Origin of the sequence: Brevundimonas vesicularis (assembly GCF_032067225.1) — a bacterium.
In the GTDB taxonomy this organism is placed as follows: Bacteria; Pseudomonadota; Alphaproteobacteria; order Caulobacterales; family Caulobacteraceae; genus Brevundimonas; species Brevundimonas vesicularis_F.
In genome coordinates this window covers 1-21,252 of record NZ_DAMBJX010000013.1, presented here as the reverse complement: position 1 = coordinate 21,252, position 21,252 = coordinate 1, and the positions used below count along the sequence as shown (strand labels likewise).

The following is a 21,252-nucleotide window of genomic DNA, read 5'->3' as shown; positions in this document are numbered from 1 at the left end:
CTACTTATCCACCGCTGATATGCGCACTGAGGCGAAAATCAGGCGTCGGCGTCCGGCTGCAAGTCCGGGTGGGCCGAGGCGAAGGCGGGGTGGGCCAGGGCGATCTGTTCGACCGCCAGCAGGCGCGGCCAGGACGACAGGTCCATGTTGAAGCGTCGCGCCGAATACATCTGTGGAATCAAATAACAATCGACCAGGGTCGGGGCGTCGCCGAAGCTCCAGCCGGCGCCGTGGCGGGCGACCAGCGCCTCCAGCGCGTCGAAGCCCGGCGCGATCCACTGGGCCGCCCAGGCGTCCACGGCGGCCTGATCGGCGTTGAACCCAGACCGGATGGCCTTCAACACGCGCAGATTGTTGAGCGGATGAATGTCGCAGCCGATCAGCGCGGCCATGGCGCGCACGGTCGCTCGGTCGTTCGCCCCCTTCGGCAGCAGGGCCGGGTCGGGGCGGGTTTCCTCCAGCCATTCCAGAATGGCCGGGCTCTGGGTCAGGACCAAATCGCCGTCCTGAAGGGCGGGGACCATGCCCTGCGGGTTCAGCGCCACATAGTCGGGCGTCTTCTGTTCGCCCTTGCGCAGGTCGTGAGCGGCATTTTCGTAGCCGATCCCCTTGAGATTCAGAGCGATGCGAACGCGGTAGCTGGCGCCCGAGCGCCAGTAGCCGTGCAGGATCACGACTGCACCTCGAAGCTGAGCGTCTCCAGGCCATCGATGGTGACAACGACGCGGTCGCCCGGCTTGACCGGACCGACGCCGGACGGCGTGCCGGTGAAGATCAGGTCGCCGGGTTGCAGCGACCACAGGGCGGCGGCCGCCGCGACGATCCGGTCGGGGTTCAGGATCATGTCGTTCAGGACGCTGTCCTGTCTGGTTTCGTCATTGACGCTCAGGCGGATGGCGCCGTCGGGGAAAGGCAGGTCGCCCAGGGTGATGGGCCCGCAGGGCGCGGACTGATCAAACCCCTTGGCGGCGTCCCAGGGCCGGCCGGCCTTTTTGGCCTCGGCCTGAAGATCACGGCGGGTCAGGTCGCAGCCGACGGCCCAGCCGACGATAGTGACCCCGCCGTCCTCGCCCGGCCCGATCGCAGCGACCAGTTCGGCCTCGTAGTGCAGGTTTGCGGTCGCCGAGGGATAGGATGGGTTCGCGCCGTCCGAGACGATGGCGTCGCCTGGCTTGGTGAAGAAGAAGGGCGTCTGCTTGTCGGGGTCCGACCCCATTTCGCGCGCATGGGCGGCGTAGTTCTGGCCCACGCACAGGATGCGGCGAACGGGGAACCGCTGGTCCGATCCGACGATCGGCAAGGACGGGGCGGGGCGGGGCGCGAACAGCCATTGGGTCATGGCGACCGTTCTAGTGCGGCGAAAAGCCTGTGGCGAGAGGCGGACGCCCGGCCCAACTAAAGGAACCTCGTTGCGCATGTGGCGTTGCAACACGGGGTTCTCTATTCTACCGCCAAGCTTTCAACGGAGCGCGCACCATGGCCACCACCAAGGCCCGAGAAGACATCAAGGCCGACCTGAAGACCCTCAAGGAGGATCTGAAGACCGGCGCCCGCGAAGAGACCCAACGCCTGCGCGACAAGGCCGCCGAGGCCGAAGCCAAGCTGCGCGCCAAGAGCGACGAAGTCCGCGAGCAGGCCCGCAGCTATTACGACGAGGCCCGCGTGAAGGGTCGCGAATATTACGACGACGCCGCCGAACGCTTCGACGAGGCGCAACGCTATGTCGTCGAACGCGTGCAGGAGCGTCCGCTGCAATCGACCGCCGTGGCGCTCGGCGTCGGCGTCATCCTCGGCATGCTGCTGGCCGGCCGCCGCCGCTGATGTTCAAGAGCATCGTCAAAAAGCTGGTGGCGACGGCCGTCGTCGCCGCCAGCGTCTTTCTGGCCGTCGTGTTCCTTGGCGTGGCCATCTTCTATGCGCTCAGCCTGACGCTGACGCCGCTCGGCGCAGCGGCTGTGACGTTCGGTCTGTTCGCCCTTGTCGCCCTGATCGTGGCGCTGGTGTTCCTGAAGGGCGACAAGCACGACGAGGCGGACGAAGAGGACGAGCCGGAGGGACTGATGGGCAAGATCATCCACATCGTGCGCGAGCGTCCGGTCGTGGGCGCCGTGGGCGGTTTGGGCGCGGCCTTCCTGCTGCTGCGCAACCCGGCCCTGGCGGCGATCGTCGCCAGCATGGTCGCGGATCGCAAGATGGATCAGGGCGGCTATTCGCGTCGTCGCCGTCGATAGGCGATGGAACGGCCAGGCGACCCTGGCGTTGATGATGCAGACCGACGAACGGCTCCCGGGTCGCCGACGGCAACATCAACTCAGGAGAGCTAAACCCATGATGCGCTGGGCAATTATCTTCCTCGTCGTGGCCCTTGTCGCGGCCGTTCTCGGCTTCGGCGGCATTGCGAACTTCTCGTTCGAGATCGCCAAGTTCGTCGCCGTCGTGGCCATTATCCTGTTCGTCATCGCCCTGGTGGCCGGCGGACTGCGTGGACGCGGCGCGCCGCGACTTTAGGCTGAAGACACCAAGTCGAGCGAGGGGCGGAGCCGAAGGCTTCGCCCCTTTTTCATGCGCAGCGTGATCCCGGAAGAAAGAACTTTACAAAGCAAAGCAAATGGGCGATCCTGTCTCAACGGTTCGAGGAGGAGAGCATCATGACCCGCGAGACCCAAGCCATTCAGGACGACATCGCCTATATGCGCAGCCTGGCCCACGAGGGGCGGCATGCGCCGCTTCTGGCCGGCCCGATCCTGGTGACGGCCGGGATCGTGTTCGGAACGACCAGTCTGATCCAATGGGCCATCCAGTCGGGCCTCGTTCGGCTGAACCCCTGGTCCCAACTGTGGGTTTGGATCGTCGCCGGCGTGGTGTTCGCCATCGCCCTGACCGTCCTGATCGGCCGCATACAAAAGAAGCCCGGCGTCAACTCGGCCGGCAACAAGGCGGTCGGCGCGGCGTGGGAGGGCGTGGGTTACGGGATTTTCGTCACCTGGCTGGCGCTTGTCGCTCTATCCCTAAAGACCGGCCAGTGGTCCTGGATGGCGGTGATGCCCACAGTGGTTCTGGTCGCCTATGGTTCGGCCTGGATGATCGGCGCGGCCATGACCAAAACGCGCTGGATGTCCTACACGGCCTTGGCTTCCTACGTCGGCGCCGTCGCCGTCGCCTGGTTCATGGGCAGCGCCACGATCTATCCGGTCTTCGCCGTGATCCTGTTGGCCGTGGCCCTGGTCCCCGGCATCGTCCTGATGCGTCAGGAACCGTCGGAGGTGGTCTGAGCATGGCCGACGACTTCGACATCAGCCGGATCGACGACGTCATTCACGGGCGCATCCGGCTGGGGATCATGGCCTATCTGTCCGGGGCCGGATCGGCCGACTTCACCACGCTGAAGACCCGGTTGCAGACGACGGACGGCAATCTGTCGGTCCATCTGCGAAAGCTGGAAGAGGCGGGTTTCGTCGCCGTCTCCAAGAGTTTCAACGGTCGCAAGCCGCTGACGGAGGCCAGTCTGACCGATCAGGGACGCGACGCCTTCGTCGCCTATCTGGACGCCATGGCGGGTCTGCTGCCAGAGCGGTGAACATAGGCTAGAAGCGCGGTCATGACCGACCGCCTTCACGCCTTCGAGGCCATCGACAACTTTCGCGACTATGGCGACTACGCCACGGCGGCCAGGCGGCGCGTAAAGCCCGGTAGACTGCTGCGTTCGGCCCACCACGCCCGGGCCAGCGAGGCGGACCTGGAGCGGCTGAAGGCGCTGGACATCGGAGCTGTGGTCGATCTGCGCCGACCCGGCGAGCGCCGCGATCAGCCGTCGCGCCGGCCCGACGGCTTCAGCGGGCAGATCATCGAAGGCGGCGTGGACGACGGGGCCGAGGCGCCGCACATCACCTTTCTGAAGACCGCCGACCTGACGCCAGAGTCGGGGCGGCGCTTCATGACCCAGACCTATCGCAGCCTGCCGTTCGACACCTCGCATCAAGATGTGTTCGGCCGCTATTTTCAGGCGCTGGCGGATCAAGACCGGCCCGTGGTGATCCATTGCGCGGCGGGCAAGGACCGGACAGGGTTTCTCGCCGCCCTGACCCACCATCTGCTGGGCGTGTCGCGCGACGACATGGTCGAGGACTATCTGCTGACCAACACCGCCGTCGATCTGGCGGGCCGGGCACCCGGCATCGCCAAACAGCTGCACAAGATGACGGGTCGGGTGGCCTCGGACGACGCGATCGTCGCCTTCCTGGGGGTCGAGGCCGCCTATCTGGACGCCGCCTTCGCCGAGGTCGAGGCGCGGCACGGATCGGTGGACGCCTATCTGAAGGAGGCGCTGGGCGTAGATGCGGCGCGCCGTGATCGGATCCTGGAGCGGCTGACCGCGTGAGCGAGGTATTCAGCCACACCGTCACGCGCGACGCGCCTTGGGTCGACCCGGTGGAGGTGGCGGCGGGTCTCGGCGGCGGCGACGGCGCCTTGGCCCTGCTGTCGGACGGCGGGCCGGGCGGCCGCTGGTCCCATGTCGCCCAGGCGCCGGACGCGGTGCGCGTCGGTCCTGTGGATGACGCCGCGCCGTTCAAGGCGCTGCGGGATCCGCTGTTTGCCGCCGGTGTTGTCGGTCTGGCCGCCTATGACGCGGGCGCCCGGCCGGCCACCGGACCGCGCGAGACGATCTGGCCCGATCTGATGCTGGCCCGCTATCCCGCCATGCTGAGCTTCGATCATCAAAGGCGCTCAGTATGCGCCACGGGAAGAGGTGCGACGGCGGAGCAGGCGACGGCGGTGGCCGAGCGGGCCCTGACCTGGCTGACGATGGCCGCACCGGTCGTGACCCCCTCCGCGCCGGCCGACCGGTTCGAGGCCGAGGCGCCGGCGAGCGCCTACCGCGACGCGGTCGCGGATGTGGTGCAGCGCATCGGGGCGGGTGAGCTGTTCCAGGCCAATATCGCCCGGGCCTGGTCCGGGGAGCTAAGCCTCGGCCGCGATCCGTTCGAGGTCTTCCTGCGGCTGCAAAAGGAGCGGGCGTCGCCGTTCGGGGCTTATTGGCGGGTCGGGGATCGGGCGCTGGTGTCGAACTCCCCCGAACTGTTCCTCGCCCTCGATCCCGCCAGCCGCCGCATCGAGGCGCGTCCGATCAAGGGCACGCGCCCACGCGCGGACGATTTCGACCAGGACCAGGCCCTGGCGAGCGAGCTTCGGGCCAGCCTGAAGGATCGCGCGGAGAATCTGATGATCGTGGACCTGATGCGCAACGATCTGGCGCGCGTGTCACGGCCCGGATCGGTCCAGGTGGAGACCCTGTTCGAAGTCGAGCAGCACCCGACGGTGCATCATCTGGTCTCGACCGTGACGGGCGAGGCCCAGCCCGCAGTGGGTCCAGCCGACCTGCTGGAAGCGACCTTCCCGCCCGGCTCGATCACCGGCGCGCCCAAACATCAGGCGATGAAGGTGATCGCCGCGCACGAACGGCCGCGCGGACCCTGGTGCGGGTCGTTGTTCCTGATTGGCGACAACGGCGCCCTGACCGCATCGGTCTTGATCCGGACCGCCGGTTTCCAACGGAAAGACGGCGTCTGGAACTATCGCACCCTCGCCGGCGCCGGCATCGTCGCCGACAGCGATCCGGCCGCCGAAGAGGCGGAAACGGACGTCAAGATTTCAGCGATGCGACAGGCGTTGGTCGGCGTCTGAGCTCAACAGTTGCTGCAGGTGATCGTGTCGACGGTCCGGGGGCGCAGATAGGACATGCGGCTGAACTTGGTCACATAGGGCGCGACCTGATCGAAGGGCGAGCTGTAGTCGTAGAAGGCTTCGGCGACGATAACGGACTCACCCTCTTCCAGCATGTCCGAAGGAATTTTCGCTTCGGCGACGGTCAGTTTTGACGTCACGCCCTTACCGACGCTCCAGTCCACCTTGTAGGTCGTGGCGTTGACGCGGGTTACGCTGCTGACGCGCTGGGTCAGAGGCGTTGCGGCGAAGGGCGCCATGATCAGGTCGCCGATGGCGAAGACGTCCGTGAGATCGGTCTTGGTCACGCTGTCGCTTTGAGACACCAGGTCGGCGACCATGGACGAGACGTGCCCCGTGCGCTTCAGGGCCATATAGCCCTGACAGAACTCCACCATGCCGAAGTAGAACAGGATCAGGATCGGCGCGAGGAAGGCGAACTCGACCGCGGCGACACCACGAACGTCATGCCGGAGCATCCGAAGATGCCCGCAGAAGCGAGCCAGCCCGCGCCTCATTGCCAAGGCTCGTTACGGAAGGCGGTCGTCGCGGTCATCAACACCTTGCCCGGACCGACGCGCGAAACGGCCTGGCTCAGCAAGGGCGTGACTAGCGGATGGGTGTACCAGACGCGAACGAGGATCAACGACCCTGCCTGACCGCCGTCATAGGTGGTCTTGGACGGATCCATGGCGTTGTTGGTGATGGGGTCTGGCACGTTCGGAGATGAAAACTTCGGTATGACGCGCACGTCCACCGTCATTCGGTTCGCGCAGTCGGACTTGAAGACCACCATCTTGTCGCAGACCTGGGTCTTGAACTTCTCCTTGTCGAAGTTCTGGTCCTTGGCCTGACCCGTGCGGATCAGGCGGCCGCTTTCCATCGTCGCCGTCTCCAGCACCGAGTCCAGCACGAAGACCACGCCCAGCTCCAGGATGGAGAAGATCATCAGGAAGAAGGGGATGGCGACCATGGCGAATTCCACGGCGGCCGCGCCTTCGCGCCTGCGCTTCGAGCGCGCCGAGCGTGGCGGCGATGATCTCAAGTCTGCCATCGGCCGGAATCAGGGGGCGGTGGGCGCTGCGGCGGCCGCCGACGAGGATGAGGATCGGACGCTTGGGGTGCAGGAGGCGCCGCAGGCCATTTCTGTGGCCTGGGCTCCGCGCCAGACCCGAACCGAACCGGTCGAGCCGCCTGTCACCACGACCTCGCGCTGGAACAGGGTGCGACCCACGCCGTCGACAGCGACGACTTCGGTCACGCCATAACCCTTGCCGACGATGAACATGGTGTTGGCGTCCACCAGCGAGACATCGGCGATCTGGGGGTTGCCGACGATGATGGAGGCCGCGGCTCCGCGAAGCTGAACGCGCGCCGAGCGATCGATCTCGACGTTCAGCGCGCCGTCCTGGGCGTTGGCGGCGACGGGGGCGGCCAAGGGTACGGTGAAGAGGGCGGCGGCGATCAGGAAGGACGGGATGCGAGACATCGGCGGCTCTTGATAGTGGCGCGTGTGAACGCGGACGCGCGCATGATGCAGCCGTGATCCTCAACAAAGGCTGAAGCGCCGTTATGAGAATTTTCTTTGGTAAATCTGCGCGTAACCAAACCTCGTGACTCAGATTTAACGGCCCTGGTGCATTTTGATCCTGCGTTTGGGGGTCAAGCGGGCTACCGGCTCCCCCCGCCAAGTTGCTCGCTAGACCATTTGAAAAGGAACTACCCATGACCAAGTTCATCTCGCGCTTCGCCAAAGACGAATCGGGCGCCACCGCCATCGAATACGGCCTGATCGCCGCCCTGGTCGCCGTCGCCCTGATCACCGTCCTGACCACGATGAACACCAGCCTGAAGGCGACCTTCACCAAGGTGTCCACCGAACTTAATAAAGCGAACGCCTAATCGTCGAGCGATCGACGCAGGGACGGGGCCGGAGCTGAAAAGCTCCGGCCCTTTTCTGTTGGCAACCCAAACTTAAGCCCTGCCGATGAAAATGGGCGTCATGGATATTTTGCTGCTCACCCTGCTGGGCGTCTTTCCGGCCCTGGTCATCGTCGGCGGTCTGCACGACCTGATCACCATGAAGATCCCGAACTGGATCTCGCTGGCCCTGATCGGCGCCTTCTTCCCAATCGCCTTTCTGATCGGGGCCGCGCCGATGGATGTCGCCATCCATGTCGGCATCGGGTTCGCGGCCTTGCTGGTCGGCATGGGCATGTTCGCCGCCGGCTGGATCGGTGGAGGCGACGCCAAGCTGCTGGCCGCCAGCTGTCTGTGGATGGGGATGAGCGCCGTCGCGCCCTTTTTGATCTACACCGGCATAGCGGGCGGCGCCTTCTGCCTGCTGCTGATGACCGCGCGTCAGTATTTTCCGATGGTCGCCCCTTCGGTGTCGCAAGGCTGGGTCATCAATCTGATGCAGCCCAAGGGCGACATTCCTTATGGCGTCGCCATCGCGATCGGCGCCCTGCTGGCCCTGCCCGAGAGCGGTCTGCTGCTGACCTTCGCCTCGGGTCGCTGACACCCCGTTGACCGGCGTTCGCGGCGCTTAGGAAGCGTTAACCCGCAAGGCCCATGATTGTTAACGGTAGGCGTCGGGGGATGAATCCGAAACAGAGCGCCCGCTGGAGACATCTTGGATGAAGCCCGCCCGCATCGTCGTCATCTGCATCGCCGCCGTCTCGGCCATCGGTCTGGCCCTGGTGGTCCGGGCCATGGGCTCGTCGTCGAACGAGCCCACGACACCCGCCAATGCCGCTCCCGTCGAAGTCCGCCCGATGGCCAAGGTGCTGGTCGCCGCCAAGGATCTTGAACCCGGCAAGCGTCTGGTGGAAGCTGACCTGGAATGGAAAGATTGGCCCGTCGACGAGGTTAATCCCGTCTTCATCACCGACGGCTCCACGCCGGTGCCCGCCAAGCCCGCTGCGGAAAGCGCAACGGCGAAGGCGACGGACGCCGTGAACCGCGTCGCCAAGGCGGCGACGGAGCTGGCCACGACCGGCGCCAAATCCGACTATATCGGCTCGGTGGTCCGCGAACCCATTCTGGCCGGAGAGCCGATCGTGTCGCGCAAGATCGTGCGCGCCGGCGACAGCGGCTATCTGGCCGCCTATCTGGAGCCGGGCATGCGGGCCATGGCCATCGCCGTGACTGTGGAATCCGCCGCTGGCGGCTTCATTCTGCCGGGCGACCGCGTCGATGTGGTGCTGACCGCCGAAACCAACCGCGACGGCGCCGTTGAGGGCGCGACCAAGTCCAAGTTCGCCTCGGGCGTTGTGCTGCAGAACATCAAGGTCCTGGCCATCGACCAGGCGACCCGCGTCGGCGACGACGCCCAGGCCGTCGTGGGCGCCACCGCGACCCTGGAAGTCAGGCCGCAGGACTCGGTTCTGCTGGCCCAGGCCAAGTCCGAGGGCGAACTGTCGCTCTCGCTGCGATCCTATGCCGACACCGCCGGGCCATCCGGCGCCACGCGCCGCCCCGTAGCGACCGTTTCCCAACCCCAGGCCGTGCGCATCTATCGCGGCGGCGCGCCCGAAGTGGTGGCCGTGCCATGAGAACTCAACCGATGCGCCGACCCACGATGCGCAAGGCCGCCGCTGCCGTAGCCTGCGCCCTTCTGGCTGCCCTGGCCGCCGCGCCAGCCGGCGTCGCCCAAACCCGCGCCGCCGTCTCGACGGGTGCGGCGCAGCGCTTGATCAACCTGCCGCGCGGCACCTCGTTCGCGGTCGATCTGCCGGCCGATGCCCGCGACGTGATCGTCTCCAATCCGCAGGTGGCCGAGGCCATGCTGCACTCGCCGCGCCGCATCACCGTCATCGGTATCGCGCCGGGTGAGACCGACGCCGTGTTTCTGGATGCAGCCGGCCGCACCATCCTGAGCCTACGGGTCCGCGTGGACGCCGGCACCAGCGCGCTTCAGGACACGCTGGATCGCATGATCCCAGGGGGCGGCGTTAGGGCCGAGGCTGTCAACGACAGCATCATCCTGAGCGGGGTCGCCGAAAACCCTGCGCAATCGACGCAGGCCAGCCGCATCGCCGCCGCCTTCGTTTCGGCGCCCGAGAAGGTTCTGAACCTGATCACCGTACCAGGCTCGGATCAGGTGACGCTGAAGGTTCGTGTTGTCGAGGTTCAACGCAACGTCATCAAGCAACTGGGCTTCAATACCTCGGCGGTGCTGGGGCAGTTGGGTGACGCGCAGTGGTTGCTGGGCAATGCCGCGACCTGGGGCGTCAATGGCGCCCTGCTAGGCGGTATCAGCGCTGGAACGTCGATCGATACGACGAAAAACTATCAGATGCAGCGTCCATGCGTTGGAGCGGGCTGGCAGCCCGGAGCCCTGTGCCCGTTCACGGTCAGAGGCCCGGGGGATTCTGTGAACTGGGATACCGCCCAACCCGGCACGGGGCCTGGATCGGATGGCCTGAACAAGGGCGAGGCTACCCTCAAGGCGTTTGAGCGTGTGGGCCTGCTGCGCACCCTGGCCGAGCCAAACCTTACTTCCGTCAACGGCGAAGCCGCCAGCTTCCTGGCCGGGGGCGAGTTCCCCGTGCCGGCCAGCCGCGATTCGCAAGGTCAGATTACCGTCCAGTACAAACCCTATGGGGTCGGCCTTTCTTTCCGCCCGGTGGTGCTGTCCGGAGGGCGCATCAGCCTGCAGGTCAAGGTCGAGGTGTCCGAACTGTCGTCGCAAGGCGGCCTGACGATCGGCGCCGGGACGCCTTCGTCGATCACTCTGCCGGGTCTGACGGTCCGCCGCAGCGAGAACACGATCGAAATCCCCTCGGGCGGGTCGATGATGATCGCCGGACTGCTTCAGGAAAACAGCCGCCAGACGGTGGACTCTTTGCCGGGCGTCACGAACCTGCCGGTGCTGGGATCGCTGTTCCGGTCGCGCGATTATCTGATGGGCGAAACCGAACTGGTCGTGATCGTCGAGCCCTATATCGTCAGCCCGACGTCGCCGTCGCGAATGCAGACGCCGGCGGACGGCCTGCGGATCGCCGAGGACAGCCAGACCATCCTCTTTGGCCAGTTGAACCAGGTCTATGGGCTGCCGAATGCGCCCCCGGCCGGTTCGGTCGGCTATGTGATCGAGTGAGCACATCCATGACTCGCACCCTGATTGCTACACTTCTGACGACCACGGCCCTGGCGCTGGGCGCCTGTGTCGGCGGCCCCGCCAGCTTGGGCGGCGAGCCGCCGCTGACGCCGACCTCGCGTTATCAGCTCCAGGTCGAGCCGAATCTGGATCGGATCGCCCTCGCGGTTCACGACAGCGGCCTGTCACCAACGCAAAACGGCGCGCTGCAAGAGTTGGTCAGGCGCTATCGCTACGTCGACGCCGTGCCGATGGTCATCGAAGCCCCCGCCGGAAACGATCCGGTGGCCCTGAAGATCGCCTATGACGTTCAATCGGCATTGGCGGCCTACGGCGTCGCGCCGGAGCGCATCACCTTGGTCAGCTACGCCGCGCCGGATCCGCGTGCGCCCGTGGTCGTCGGCTATCAGACGATCCGCGCCGCCGTGCCGCAGTGCGGAACCGCCTGGGGCAATCTGAGCCGGACCGGCGACAATCAGTCGGCATCGAACTTTGGATGCGCCGTGACGGCCAATCTGGCGGCCCAGATCGAGGATCCACGCGACATCCAGCGGCCACGCGCCATGACGCCAGCGGACGCCGGGCGGCGAACCGTAGTGTTCGATGCCTATCGCGGCGGCAAGCCGACGTCGGCGGATCGTGAAGACCTGATCCGGGATACCGCCGTGTCCCGTGCGGTGAACTGATCATGAGCACAGCCCCAGCCCCTCGCGAGTTCGACACCTTCGACGACGCGTTCGATGTCGATATGGAGTTCGCGCCTCCGGTTGACGACGTCGCCGCGCCGCGCAGCCCGCTTCAGTTCACGCCTGCGGCGTCGGCGATGCCGGCCAGCGCGGCGCCTCAGCCCCAATCGCCGCTTCAGGCCGCGCCTCTAGCGCCGGTCCCGGCCGCCCCGGCCTATGCGCCCGACGCCGCCGGCTTCAATCCGGTCGGTGACGTGGTCGCCCAGGCGCAAGCCAGCCTGATGGATACGGGTCTGGCCTTCACCGGTCTGGCCCCCGCCAGCAACATCGGCGAAGTGTCAGTGCCGCGCATCGCCATCCATGTCTTCGCCGAGCGCCAGGACACACTCGCCTCGGCCGAACGTGCGGCGCAGGACCGTCGCCTGTCGCGCGCCACGACTCAGATCCGTGTCGGCGGCGTCGCTGCGGCCGTCGAGACCTATCAGCAAGAGCCGACACCGCCGCTGATCATCGTCGAGTGCCTGAAAGACCCCCAAACCCTGCTGTGGGAAGTCGATCAGTTGGCCGAGGTCTGCGACGCCGGCACCAAGGTCGTGGTGATCGGCGCGACGAACGACATCATCCTGTTCCGCGAACTGATGCGGCGCGGGGTCAGTGAATATCTGGTGGCGCCCTTGCAGCCGCTGCAGCTGATCGCGGCTATCGGCGGCCTGTTCAACGACCCGGCCCAGCCCTTCGTCGGTCGCACCATCGCCTTCGTCGGCGCGCGGGGCGGGGCGGGGGCCTCGGCCGTGGCGCACAACACCGCCTATGCGATTTCCGAGCGGATCGGCGCCAATACGGTGATCGTCGACTATGACCTGCCGTTCGGCACCGCCGGTCTGGATTTCAATCAGGACCCGCTGAACGGCGTGGCTGACGCCCTGGGCCAGCCCGACCGGCTGGACTCGACGCTGCTGGACCGGATGATGGTCCGCTGCACCGACAAGCTGAGTCTGTTTGCCGCGCCCGCGAGTCTGGACACGGACTGGGACATCTCGACCGAGGCGTTCGAGGAGGTCACCAACCAGATCCGCGCCACGGCCCCCTTCGTCGTGCTGGACCTTCCGCATCTGTGGTCGCCGTGGATGCGTCGCACCCTGATCAGCGCCGACGAGGTGGTGGTCGTGGCCACGCCGGACCTGGCGTCCCTGCGCAACGCCAAGAACATGATCGACCTAATCCGTCAGGGCCGCCCCAATGACGCGCCGCCGCGTCTGGTGCTGAACCAGGTCGGCGTGCCGGGACGCCCGGAAATTCCGGCCAAGGACTTCGGGGCGGCGCTCGGCGTGCACCCCAGCCTGATCATTCCGTTCGACGCCAAGACCTTTGGCGCGGCCGCCAACAACGGCCAGATGATCCTGGACGCCGGCGCCAAGACCAAGTCGGCCGAAGCCTTCCAGACCCTGGCCCAAATCGTGTCGCGCCGCGAACTGCCGATGGTGGCGGGACCTAAGGCCAAGCCGGCGAAGGCCGGCAAGGCGGAAAAGACCAAGCCGGCGGACGGGGCGTCGAAATCCCTGTTCGCCAATATGTTCAAGAAGCGCTGACGCATGTTCGGCAAACGCACAGGTCAGCCCGGCTCCGCCCCTGCGCCCCTGCGGCCGGCCCCGGCCCCCGCGCCGGCATCCGCGCCCGGCGGCGAACCTGTGTCCGTGTTCAGCATGCAGGCGGCCGCCGCGCCGATGGCGGCGACGACCAACGCATCAGCCTTTGCCTATGCCGACGAGGATCTGGAACCGGCGGCCGACGCCTTCGACCGCGCGTCTGCCCCGACCCAGCCCGCGCCGGCCGATCGTCTGGACGCCCTAGCCTCGCGTCCCAAGCCCAAGCCTGCCCCTGAGGCTCCGCGTCCCACCGGCAATGTCGCCGGTACGGGCCCGAAGGCTACGGCGGGTCTTGAACAGCTGAAGAAGGCCCAGGCGGTCGCCGAGATCGTCCGGGAACAGAGCGACTACTATCACGCGACGAAGACGACCATCTTCAACGCGTTGATGAACACCATCGACCTGGCCCAGCTGGCGCATCTGGACCAGAAGGCGGCATCGGAAGAAATCCGCGACATCGTCGCCGAATTGGTGGCGATCAAGAACGTCTCCATGTCGGTCGCCGAGCAGGAGCATCTGGTTCAGGACATCGTCAACGACGTCCTGGGCTATGGTCCTCTGGAGCCGCTGCTGAGCCGCGACGACATCGCCGATATCATGGTCAATGGCGCGGGCCGCGTCTTCATCGAGGTCGCGGGCAAGGTCCAGCTGACCAATGTCCGGTTCCGCGACAACACGCAGCTGATGAATATCTGCCAGCGGATCGTGAGCCAGGTCGGCCGCCGCGTGGACGAAAGCAGCCCCATCTGCGACGCCCGTCTGCCGGACGGTTCGCGTGTCAACGTCATCGCTCCGCCGCTGGCCATCGACGGCCCAACGCTGACGATCCGGAAGTTCAAGAAAGACAAGCTGACGATGAAGAATCTGGTGGAGTACGCCTCCATCAGTCCCGAAGGCGCGCGCGTCTTGGGCGTCATCGGCGCCTCGCGATGCAATCTGGTCATCTCGGGCGGCACCGGCTCGGGCAAGACGACCCTGCTGAACACCCTGACGGCCTTCATCGACCCGACCGAACGCGTCATCACCTGCGAGGACGCCGCCGAGCTGCAACTGCAGCAGCCGCACGTGGTGCGTCTGGAAACCCGCCCGCCGAACCTGGAAGGCCAGGGCACGATCACCATGCGGGATCTGGTCAAGAACTGTCTGCGGATGCGTCCCGAGCGGATCATCGTCGGCGAGGTGCGCGGACCTGAGGCGTTCGACCTGTTGCAGGCCATGAACACGGGCCACGACGGCTCTATGGGCACGCTGCACGCCAACAGCCCGCGCGAAGCCATCAGCCGGATGGAGTCCATGATCACCATGGGCGGCTACGGCCTGCCGTCCAAGACGATCCGCGAGATGATTGTCGGCTCGGTCGATGTCATCATCCAGGCCGCCCGTCTGCGCGACGGTTCGCGCCGCATCACCCACATCACCGAGGTCGTGGGCTTGGAAGGCGATGTGATCGTGACGCAGGACCTGTTCGTCTACGACGTCACTGGCGAGGACGAGAACGGCAAGATCATCGGCCGTCATCGCTCGACCGGCATCGCCCGTCCCCGCTTCTGGGACCGCGCCCGATACTACGGGCTGGAGCGCGAGCTGGCCGACGCCCTGGACGCGGCGGAGTAGGACGATGCTTCCAATTCTCGCCGCCGTATTGGCCTTCATCACCATCGGCGGACTGGGCTGGGTCTTCGTCGGGGGAGACGATTCCTCGGCCCAGGCCGTCAAGCGCGCGCAAAATCTGGGCGAACCCAAGAAGAGCGCCGCGATCGCCCGCAAGGCCGCCGCCGCCAATACGCCCGAGGCGCGCCGCAAACAAATCCTGGTTCAGCTTCAGGACGCCGACCGCCGCGAGCGCAAGGCGCGCACGACCCTGGCGTCGCGGCTGAAACAGGCGGGGCTGAGCCTGAGCGTGACGACCTTCTACATCATCTCAGCTGTGGTCGGGCTCGCGACCGGCCTGGGCGCGCTGATCTTCGGTTTGCCGATCCTGGTGGTTGTCGGCATCGCGCTGATCTTCGGTCTTGGCCTGCCGCGCTGGGTCGTTGGCTTCCTTGGCAAGTCGCGGATGAAGAAGTTCTCGCTGGAGTTTCCCAACGCCGTCGACGTGATCGTGCGCGGCATCAAGTCGGGCCTGCCGGTCCACGAATGTTTCAAGATCATCGCCCGCGAGAGCCCGGCTCCGCTTGGGCCCGAATTTCAGACATTGGTCGAGGGCCTGGGCGTCGGCCTGACCCTGGAGCAGGCGCTGGAGAAGATGTACGGCCGGATGCCGACCTCGGAACTGCGCTTCTTCACCATCGTCATCGCCATTCAGCAGAAGACCGGCGGCAACCTGGCCGAGGCGCTGGGCAATCTGTCGGCCGTGCTGCGCGCCCGTCGGATGATGGGCGAAAAGATCAAGGCGTTGTCGTCCGAAGCCTTGGCCTCGGCCGGCATCATCGCTTCCCTGCCGCCTGCGGTCATGACGATGGTCATGTTCACGACGCCTGGCTACATGATGCCGCTGTTCACCGACTTCCGCGGCAACTTCCTCCTGCTGATCGCGGCCGTCCTGATGTCGACCGGCATCTTCGTGATGAAGCGCATGATCTCGTTCAAGTTCTGAGGCCGGGGTCATGGAAAGCTTCATCCGCTTCATCACCGATCCGCAGAACCTGCTAAGCATCGGCGTGGGCGTGCTGGTGTTCGCCACCGTCATCACTCTGATGTCGTCGATGACGGGCGGGGTTGCGCTGGACAAGCGCATGAAGGCCGTCGCCGAACGCCGTGACGACCTGAAACGCCGGTCGCGGGCGAACATGGCCGGTGGTCAGGGCGCGCTGCGTCACACTGATGACGGCTTCAAGAAGCGGATCGTGGATCGGCTGAACCTCAGCAAGCTGCTGGAAGATCCAAAGGTCGCGGGTCAGATGGCTCAGGCCGGCTATCGCGGGCCGCGTCCGCTGACGACCTTCTACTTCTTCCGCTTCGCTTCGCCCTTCATCTTCATGGTGGTGGCGGCCTTCTATCTGTTCGTCCTCAAGGTCGTGGATTGGCCCACGATGAATAAGGTGACGGCGACCATGGCGGCGGCGGTCGCGGGCTTCTATGCGCCGAACCTCTATCTGAAGAACCGGATCGACAAGCGCCGTACCTCGATCATGCAGGCGTTCCCTGACGCGCTGGACTTGCTGCTTATCTGCGTCGAAGCCGGCATGTCCATCGAGGCGGCCATCGCCAAGGTCAGTCAGGAAATGGGGCCTTCGTCGATCGATCTGGCCGAAGAGCTGTCGCTGCTCTCGGCCGAGCTGTCGTATCTTCCGGACCGTCGCATGGCCTATGAAAACCTGGGCAAGCGCACCAACCACCCAGGCGTGAAGTCGGTGGCCACCGCCATGACCCAGGCCGAAACCTATGGCACGCCGTTGGCCACTGCCCTGCGCGTCATGGCCAAGGAAAATCGCGAGCTGCGCATGTCCGCTGCGGAGAAGAAGGCGGCGGCCTTGCCGGCCAAGCTGACCGTGCCGATGATCCTGTTCTTCCTGCCGGTGCTGTTCGTCGTCATTCTGGGACCGGCGATCCTGAACGTCATGGACATGATGAAGGGCGGTTAAGCCGCTCCAGCTTCCGCCGCCGCCTTCAGACCCTCGGCGGCGCTTTCCAGCGCCTTCTTCATCGCCGGGCGGTGCTTGTCGTGGAACAGCTCGCCGCGAATGCCCGAAAAGCGAATGCCGATGGCGACGATGCAGTTGCCGGGCGCCAGCTCCTCGATCTGGATGTAGCGCAGGCTCTGGAACAGGAATCCGCGCCGTTCCGCCCAGACCAGCCGCGCGCGCGGCTGCCATTCCACCACCTGGGCCGCCGACTGGCGTTCGGCCATGTCGGGCCACGCCTCGGTCATGGTCAGACGGCCGCCATAGGCGATGGCGCCCTCGACGTCCTTGTCGATCGGGTTCCAGGCGCCCCAGCCGGACAGGTCCGCGACTAGATCCCAGATGCGGTCCGAGGTCGCCTGAACGCCGACGCGTTTTTCGATGCGAGTGTCATCCATGGTTTCGCTCTGACACGGCTGGCCGCCGGAAGAAAGGCGCCGAGCCTCAGTCGGCGGCGTCGACCCGCTTCAACCGCCGTCCGTCGTCCAGCGCCAGCCGCGTCTTGACCTCGAACAGATCGGCGCCGGCCGGAATGATCAGCAGCTTCTTGGGTTGGGCCGTGTTGACCGCGACGACGGCGCCCTTTGGACAGATATCGAAACAGTCGGCGCCGACGACCGTCAGCTCGCCCTTGCGACCCTGTTTGCCCTTCTTCAGGTGCAGATATTTTCGCAGCGCCTTCTTCAGCGTCAGATCGCCGCCGGGGCCGAAGCCGCCGTCCAGCTTTTTGGAACATTTACGACAGACCAGAACGACGTCGCGCCATTCGGTCTTTGCGCTCTTGAAGGCCTTCTCACCCATGCGGACAGAAATCGCCGTTCGCGACGGCTTGCACAAGCGGGTGCGGCGCCGTCACCTGTCGTCGGGCTTAAAATTTCACGGGACCTTCACATGCGCCGATTGTTCGCCGCCTCCACAATGGCGCTGCTGCTTGCCGCCGGCGCCGCTCAGGCTCAGGTCGATACGGCCAGCGTGGACGCCGCCGTGCAGCGCGTCATGCCCGAGGTCGTCGCGTGGCGGCGCGACTTCCACCAGCATCCTGAACTGGGCTTCGCCGAGACTCGCTCGGCCGGCGTGATCGCCGACCATCTGCGATCGCTGGGGCTGGAAGTCCGCACCGGGATCGGCAAGACCGGGGTGATCGGCGTGCTGCGCGGCGCACGGCCGGGCCGGACGGTGGCCCTGCGCGCCGATATGGACGCCCTGCCGGTGCAGGAGGCGACGGGCCTGGCCTTCGCCTCGAGCGCGACCGGGACCTATATGGGCAATACGGTGCCGGTGGCCCACGCCTGCGGCCACGACATGCATATGGCCATGCTGATGGGCGCGGCCGAGGTGCTGGCGGGGATGAAGGACCGGATCGCCGGCACGGTGGTCTTCGTCTTCCAGCCGGCCGAGGAGGGCGCGCCTCCGGGAGAGCCCAAGGGCGGGGCGGCCCTGATGATCGCCGAAGGGGCGCTGAACGATCCCAAGCCCGAGGCCATCTTCGGCCTGCACGTCGTGCCGGGCCGTCCGGGCAGCGTCTTCTATCGGCCCGAGGGGTTCATGGCGGCCTCGGACCGCGTGGATATCCGCCTGAAGGGCAAACAGACCCACGGCGCCTGGCCTTGGCGCGGCGTGGACGTGATCGCGGTGGCGGGCCAGGTGGTCGAGACGGTCAACACCCTGACCGCCCGCACGGTCGACCCGACCACGACCCCGACCGTCTTCACCATCGCCACGATCAACGCCGGCGTCCGCTACAACATTATCCCCGACAGCGCGACGCTGTCAGGCACCCTGCGCACCTTCGACACGGCTCAGCGCGACGCCTTGGTCGCCCGCGCCGAGACCGCCATCGACCATGTCGCCGAGGCCTACGGCGCCACCGCCGAGTTCGGCGTCAAACAGAACGCCGCCCTGGTGTTCAACGACCCCGGCCTGTCCGCCTGGCTGGCCCCGGTCCTGACCGAGGCGGCCGGCGAGGGCGCCGTCAACCCCGCCACGCCCCCCACCACGGTGGCCGAGGACTTCAGCTATTTCCAGCAGGTCATCCCCGGCGTCTTCTACCACCTGGGCGCCAGTCCCGACGGCGTCGACCCCGCCACCTCCGCGCCCAACCACTCGCCGGAGTTCTCACCGAACGAGAAGGTCTTGCCGCTGGGGGTGAAGACGCACGTCCTGACGGCGCTGCGGTTCTTGGAGCGGAGTTAGGGCGGGTCGAGTGCAGCGTGAGGCGATGTCGCAAACCGACCCGAACCGAACGTTTTGCGGAACACCGATTAGGCGGTTCCAAACGTCCGTGTCAGGCTGCTGATAAGCAGAGCTTGAGGCCAAGGGGGCACAACATTGGGAGCCGTCGTCCTGACACTTGAAGTTCTGGGTTTCCTCAGAGCTGCCATTCTAGCCGGGTTTTCAATGATCGATGCGATAATCCAAGGCATTGCCACCATCATTGCCGCCGTGATCGCTGCTTTGATTGTGATCTATCAGGTCGATAAATCGGCTCGCCATTCCCGAGAACATTTGGCTGAAGCCGAACGTCTGAAGCTCAATCTGGCTATATACGCCGAGGTTATGGCGGCATCAGATGCGGTGTGCGATCAGACGATTGCCCTTCAGGCTCTATTGCAACGCCTGCAGCTCGAACTCGACAACGCGGCGCGAATGAAAAGTTCAGGCCAAGCGCAAACATCCTTTCGCCCGCTTTCGATAAGTCCCACCCTTGATGCTGCGTACGCGTCAGGTATCCAGATTATCCGGCTGGTTGAGCGATGGTCTATCCTTGATGTCCGCCTGCGCGTTTTCCAGACGGCCATCAACGTCGCAAATTACGATCTTCTGACCGCGTACCATCGGGACCTCGTTCCCCTGTTGCTAAGCATCCTGCCCCTAGATCCGCCAGAGGGTGTGCAGCCTTACCCATGGGCACCCCCATCTTGCGCCGTTCGCGAAGAGCTGGACCTTGCCATTGAACGTGTCCGTGGCGCTGCGGATACTCTGAACCTGTACGGAATGGATTTTCAGGGCGAGATGCAGGGGCTTCTTCTCACCCACCTCGGGAAAGCAAGTGTCCCTCGTCGGACCCCTCTCGACCCGAGGGTGCGCGTAATCCGTCTGGATCAGGCAGACGAACTTACGAGTGGGTTCGAGGAGTCCGCTTGGGCAGTTGACCGGCGCGACGCTGAACGCCGAGCTACCGCAGCGATCGTAGCTCGTGATGCAGAGGTTTCGAATACTAGGACGTTGTAGAGGTCCGCTTCCCCAACTTTGTCGGACTATTCAAAGGTCCGATTAGAGCGGGACAATTAGCGCCAGATTTTAGCAAGATCGGAAAACCGACAGACAGCTTACAACCGCTCGAACACCGTCTCGATCACCCGGCGATAGACCGCCGTCAGCGTCTCCAGCTCCGCCGTCGGCACGCGCTCGTCGATCTGGTGCATGGTCTGGCCGACCAGGCCCAGTTCCAGGACCGGGCACAGGGCGCGGATGAAGCGGGCGTCGGAGGTGCCGCCGGTGGTGGAGGCTTCGGGGCGGCGGCCCGCCACGGCCTCGACCGCGTCCTGCACCGCCTCCACGAAGGCGCCCGGCTCGGTCAGGAAGGCCTCGCCCGAGCACAGGTGCTCCAGGGTGATCTGAAGTCCGGTCTCGGCCTGCATGGCCCCGGCCTCGCGGTTCAGCCAGTCGATCAGGGCGTCGCCGGTGTGGCTGGGGTTGAAGCGGATGTTCAGCCGCGCCTTCGCCTCGGCCGGAATGATGTTGGTCGCCGGATTGCCGATGTCGATGGTGGTGATTTCGAGGTTCGACGGAGGGAAGTTCTCGTAGCCTTCATCCAGAACGTGGTCGTTCAGACGGGCCATCAGGCGTGCGATCACCGGGGCCGGGTTGGCGGCGCGCTCGGGATAGGCGACGTGGCCTTGTTTGCCGTGGACGGTGATCCAGGTGTTCAGCGAGCCGCGCCGCCCGACCTTGATCATGTCGCCCAGCTGTTGCGACGAGGAGGGTTCGCCGACGACGCAGGCGTCGATGACCTCGCCCTCGGCGGCCAGGGCCTCGACCACGCGCTTGGTGCCGTGCAGGGCGGGGCCTTCCTCGTCGCCGGTGATCAGGAAGGAGAGGGAGCCCTCGGGCTCGCGGTCCGCGATGACCTGGGACACGGCCGCGACCCAGGCCGCGATCCCGCCCTTCATGTCCACCGCCCCGCGACCGTACAGGACGCCGTCCTTGACCTCGGCGTTGAAAGGTTGCGACGACCACTGATCCGACGGGCCGGTCGGAACCACATCCGTATGGCCGGCGAAACACAGGTTGGGCGAGGCGTTCCCGCGTCGCGCATACAGGTTCTCGATCCGCGCATGGACGCCTTGCCCGCCTGGTCCCTCGAAGGCCAGGCGACGGCAGGTGAAGCCCAGCGCCGTCAGATGCCGTTCCAGCACATCCATCGCCCCTTCGTCGGCGGGCGTGACGGAGGGAATGCGGATCAGGTCGCG

The 21,252-nt window shown here is 65.9% G+C and carries 26 protein-coding genes; 18 read left to right on the top strand and 8 right to left on the bottom strand.

Translation table 11 applies throughout. The features are described from left to right. Positions 1–38: 38 nt before the first annotated feature. A complete protein-coding gene (maiA, locus tag RT123_RS04990; protein WP_313008163.1) occupies positions 39–674 on the bottom strand; it encodes a maleylacetoacetate isomerase in 636 nt (211 codons plus the stop codon). Next, positions 671–1,339, bottom strand: a complete 669-nt coding sequence (locus RT123_RS04985; protein ID WP_313008162.1) for a fumarylacetoacetate hydrolase family protein — start codon at positions 1,337–1,339, stop codon at positions 671–673. Before RT123_RS04985 ends, maiA begins: the two co-directional genes overlap by 4 nt. A gap of 137 nt (positions 1,340–1,476) precedes the next feature. Here RT123_RS04985 and RT123_RS04980 point away from each other — a divergent pair, with 137 nt between their 5' ends. The 7 genes from RT123_RS04980 to RT123_RS04950 all read left to right on the top strand — a co-directional run bounded on the left by RT123_RS04980 (position 1,477) and on the right by RT123_RS04950 (position 5,682). Further along, on the top strand, positions 1,477–1,821 hold the full coding sequence (locus RT123_RS04980; protein WP_017506144.1) for a YqjD family protein: 345 nt from the start codon (positions 1,477–1,479) through the stop codon (positions 1,819–1,821). Then, complete coding sequence (locus tag RT123_RS04975; protein ID WP_039243969.1) at positions 1,821–2,231, top strand: hypothetical protein; 411 nt, start codon at positions 1,821–1,823, stop codon at positions 2,229–2,231. Before RT123_RS04980 ends, RT123_RS04975 begins: the two co-directional genes overlap by 1 nt. A gap of 97 nt (positions 2,232–2,328) precedes the next feature. Next, positions 2,329–2,508: a DUF1328 domain-containing protein gene (locus RT123_RS04970; RefSeq protein ID WP_039243970.1), complete on the top strand. Its 180-nt coding sequence runs from the start codon at positions 2,329–2,331 to the stop codon at positions 2,506–2,508. Positions 2,509–2,648: 140 nt separating this feature from the next. Next, positions 2,649–3,272, top strand: coding sequence for a hypothetical protein (locus tag RT123_RS04965; protein WP_240893606.1), 624 nt, complete (start codon positions 2,649–2,651; stop codon positions 3,270–3,272). A gap of 2 nt (positions 3,273–3,274) precedes the next feature. Next, positions 3,275–3,577: a winged helix-turn-helix domain-containing protein gene (locus RT123_RS04960; RefSeq protein WP_039243973.1), complete on the top strand. Its 303-nt coding sequence runs from the start codon at positions 3,275–3,277 to the stop codon at positions 3,575–3,577. A gap of 21 nt (positions 3,578–3,598) precedes the next feature. Next, positions 3,599–4,378 (top strand): tyrosine-protein phosphatase, encoded by a 780-nt coding sequence (locus RT123_RS04955; protein WP_313008159.1) that lies wholly within the window; start codon positions 3,599–3,601, stop codon positions 4,376–4,378. Next, a complete protein-coding gene (locus RT123_RS04950; RefSeq protein ID WP_313008157.1) occupies positions 4,375–5,682 on the top strand; it encodes an anthranilate synthase component I family protein in 1,308 nt (435 codons plus the stop codon). The genes RT123_RS04955 and RT123_RS04950 overlap by 4 nt, the downstream gene beginning before the upstream one ends. 2 nt (positions 5,683–5,684) lie before the next feature. On the opposite strand, the gene RT123_RS04945 is transcribed toward RT123_RS04950, so the two are convergent. The 3 genes from RT123_RS04945 to RT123_RS04935 all read right to left on the bottom strand — a co-directional run bounded on the left by RT123_RS04945 (position 5,685) and on the right by RT123_RS04935 (position 7,210). After that, the gene (locus RT123_RS04945; RefSeq protein WP_295217879.1) at positions 5,685–6,200 is read right to left on the bottom strand and encodes a TadE/TadG family type IV pilus assembly protein; all 516 of its coding nucleotides are present in this window, start codon (positions 6,198–6,200) and stop codon (positions 5,685–5,687) included. Between the two features lie 35 nt (positions 6,201–6,235). Then, on the bottom strand, positions 6,236–6,706 hold the full coding sequence (locus RT123_RS04940) for a TadE/TadG family type IV pilus assembly protein (protein WP_295225263.1): 471 nt from the start codon (positions 6,704–6,706) through the stop codon (positions 6,236–6,238). Positions 6,707–6,784: 78 nt separating this feature from the next. Further along, positions 6,785–7,210 (bottom strand): pilus assembly protein N-terminal domain-containing protein, encoded by a 426-nt coding sequence (locus RT123_RS04935; RefSeq protein WP_313008155.1) that lies wholly within the window; start codon positions 7,208–7,210, stop codon positions 6,785–6,787. 236 nt (positions 7,211–7,446) lie between these two features. Here RT123_RS04935 and RT123_RS04930 point away from each other — a divergent pair, with 236 nt between their 5' ends. The 9 genes from RT123_RS04930 to RT123_RS04890 all read left to right on the top strand — a co-directional run bounded on the left by RT123_RS04930 (position 7,447) and on the right by RT123_RS04890 (position 16,741). Further along, positions 7,447–7,623 carry a Flp family type IVb pilin gene (locus tag RT123_RS04930; RefSeq protein WP_313008154.1) on the top strand — a complete coding sequence of 59 codons (177 nt, stop codon included), beginning with the start codon at positions 7,447–7,449 and terminating at the stop codon, positions 7,621–7,623. Positions 7,624–7,723: 100 nt separating this feature from the next. Further along, on the top strand, positions 7,724–8,242 hold the full coding sequence (locus tag RT123_RS04925; RefSeq protein WP_313008153.1) for a prepilin peptidase: 519 nt from the start codon (positions 7,724–7,726) through the stop codon (positions 8,240–8,242). Positions 8,243–8,360: 118 nt separating this feature from the next. Beyond that, complete coding sequence (cpaB, locus tag RT123_RS04920; RefSeq protein WP_313008152.1) at positions 8,361–9,278, top strand: Flp pilus assembly protein CpaB; 918 nt, start codon at positions 8,361–8,363, stop codon at positions 9,276–9,278. A gap of 11 nt (positions 9,279–9,289) precedes the next feature. Continuing rightward, the gene (locus tag RT123_RS04915) at positions 9,290–10,825 is read left to right on the top strand and encodes a type II and III secretion system protein family protein (RefSeq protein ID WP_313008151.1); all 1,536 of its coding nucleotides are present in this window, start codon (positions 9,290–9,292) and stop codon (positions 10,823–10,825) included. A gap of 8 nt (positions 10,826–10,833) precedes the next feature. Then, positions 10,834–11,511 (top strand): CpaD family pilus assembly protein, encoded by a 678-nt coding sequence (locus RT123_RS04910; protein WP_066552857.1) that lies wholly within the window; start codon positions 10,834–10,836, stop codon positions 11,509–11,511. A 2-nt stretch (positions 11,512–11,513) separates the two neighbouring features. Then, entirely contained in the window at positions 11,514–13,100 is a 1,587-nt protein-coding gene (locus tag RT123_RS04905; RefSeq protein ID WP_313008150.1) for a cellulose synthase operon protein YhjQ/BcsQ, read from the top strand. A gap of 3 nt (positions 13,101–13,103) precedes the next feature. Beyond that, positions 13,104–14,771, top strand: coding sequence for a CpaF family protein (locus RT123_RS04900; protein ID WP_313008149.1), 1,668 nt, complete (start codon positions 13,104–13,106; stop codon positions 14,769–14,771). A 4-nt stretch (positions 14,772–14,775) separates the two neighbouring features. Next, positions 14,776–15,753, top strand: coding sequence for a type II secretion system F family protein (locus RT123_RS04895; protein ID WP_313008147.1), 978 nt, complete (start codon positions 14,776–14,778; stop codon positions 15,751–15,753). A 10-nt stretch (positions 15,754–15,763) separates the two neighbouring features. Then, positions 15,764–16,741, top strand: a complete 978-nt coding sequence (locus RT123_RS04890; protein WP_313008146.1) for a type II secretion system F family protein — start codon at positions 15,764–15,766, stop codon at positions 16,739–16,741. On the opposite strand, the gene RT123_RS04885 is transcribed toward RT123_RS04890, so the two are convergent. Continuing rightward, positions 16,738–17,178 (bottom strand): SRPBCC domain-containing protein, encoded by a 441-nt coding sequence (locus RT123_RS04885; protein ID WP_055754401.1) that lies wholly within the window; start codon positions 17,176–17,178, stop codon positions 16,738–16,740. The two genes, RT123_RS04890 and RT123_RS04885, sit on opposite strands and share 4 nt — an antisense overlap. 46 nt (positions 17,179–17,224) lie before the next feature. Beyond that, the gene (locus tag RT123_RS04880) at positions 17,225–17,581 is read right to left on the bottom strand and encodes a hypothetical protein (RefSeq protein WP_066627479.1); all 357 of its coding nucleotides are present in this window, start codon (positions 17,579–17,581) and stop codon (positions 17,225–17,227) included. A 90-nt stretch (positions 17,582–17,671) separates the two neighbouring features. Here RT123_RS04880 and RT123_RS04875 point away from each other — a divergent pair, with 90 nt between their 5' ends. Both RT123_RS04875 and RT123_RS04870 read left to right on the top strand, forming a co-directional pair. Beyond that, positions 17,672–18,973 carry an amidohydrolase gene (locus RT123_RS04875; RefSeq protein ID WP_313008144.1) on the top strand — a complete coding sequence of 434 codons (1,302 nt, stop codon included), beginning with the start codon at positions 17,672–17,674 and terminating at the stop codon, positions 18,971–18,973. Between the two features lie 135 nt (positions 18,974–19,108). Beyond that, on the top strand, positions 19,109–20,011 hold the full coding sequence (locus RT123_RS04870) for a hypothetical protein (RefSeq protein ID WP_313008143.1): 903 nt from the start codon (positions 19,109–19,111) through the stop codon (positions 20,009–20,011). 98 nt (positions 20,012–20,109) lie between these two features. Here RT123_RS04870 and dapE read toward each other — a convergent pair. Further along, the coding region (dapE, locus tag RT123_RS04865) for a succinyl-diaminopimelate desuccinylase (RefSeq protein WP_313008142.1) at positions 20,110–21,252 on the bottom strand (1,143 nt) is incomplete at its 5' end.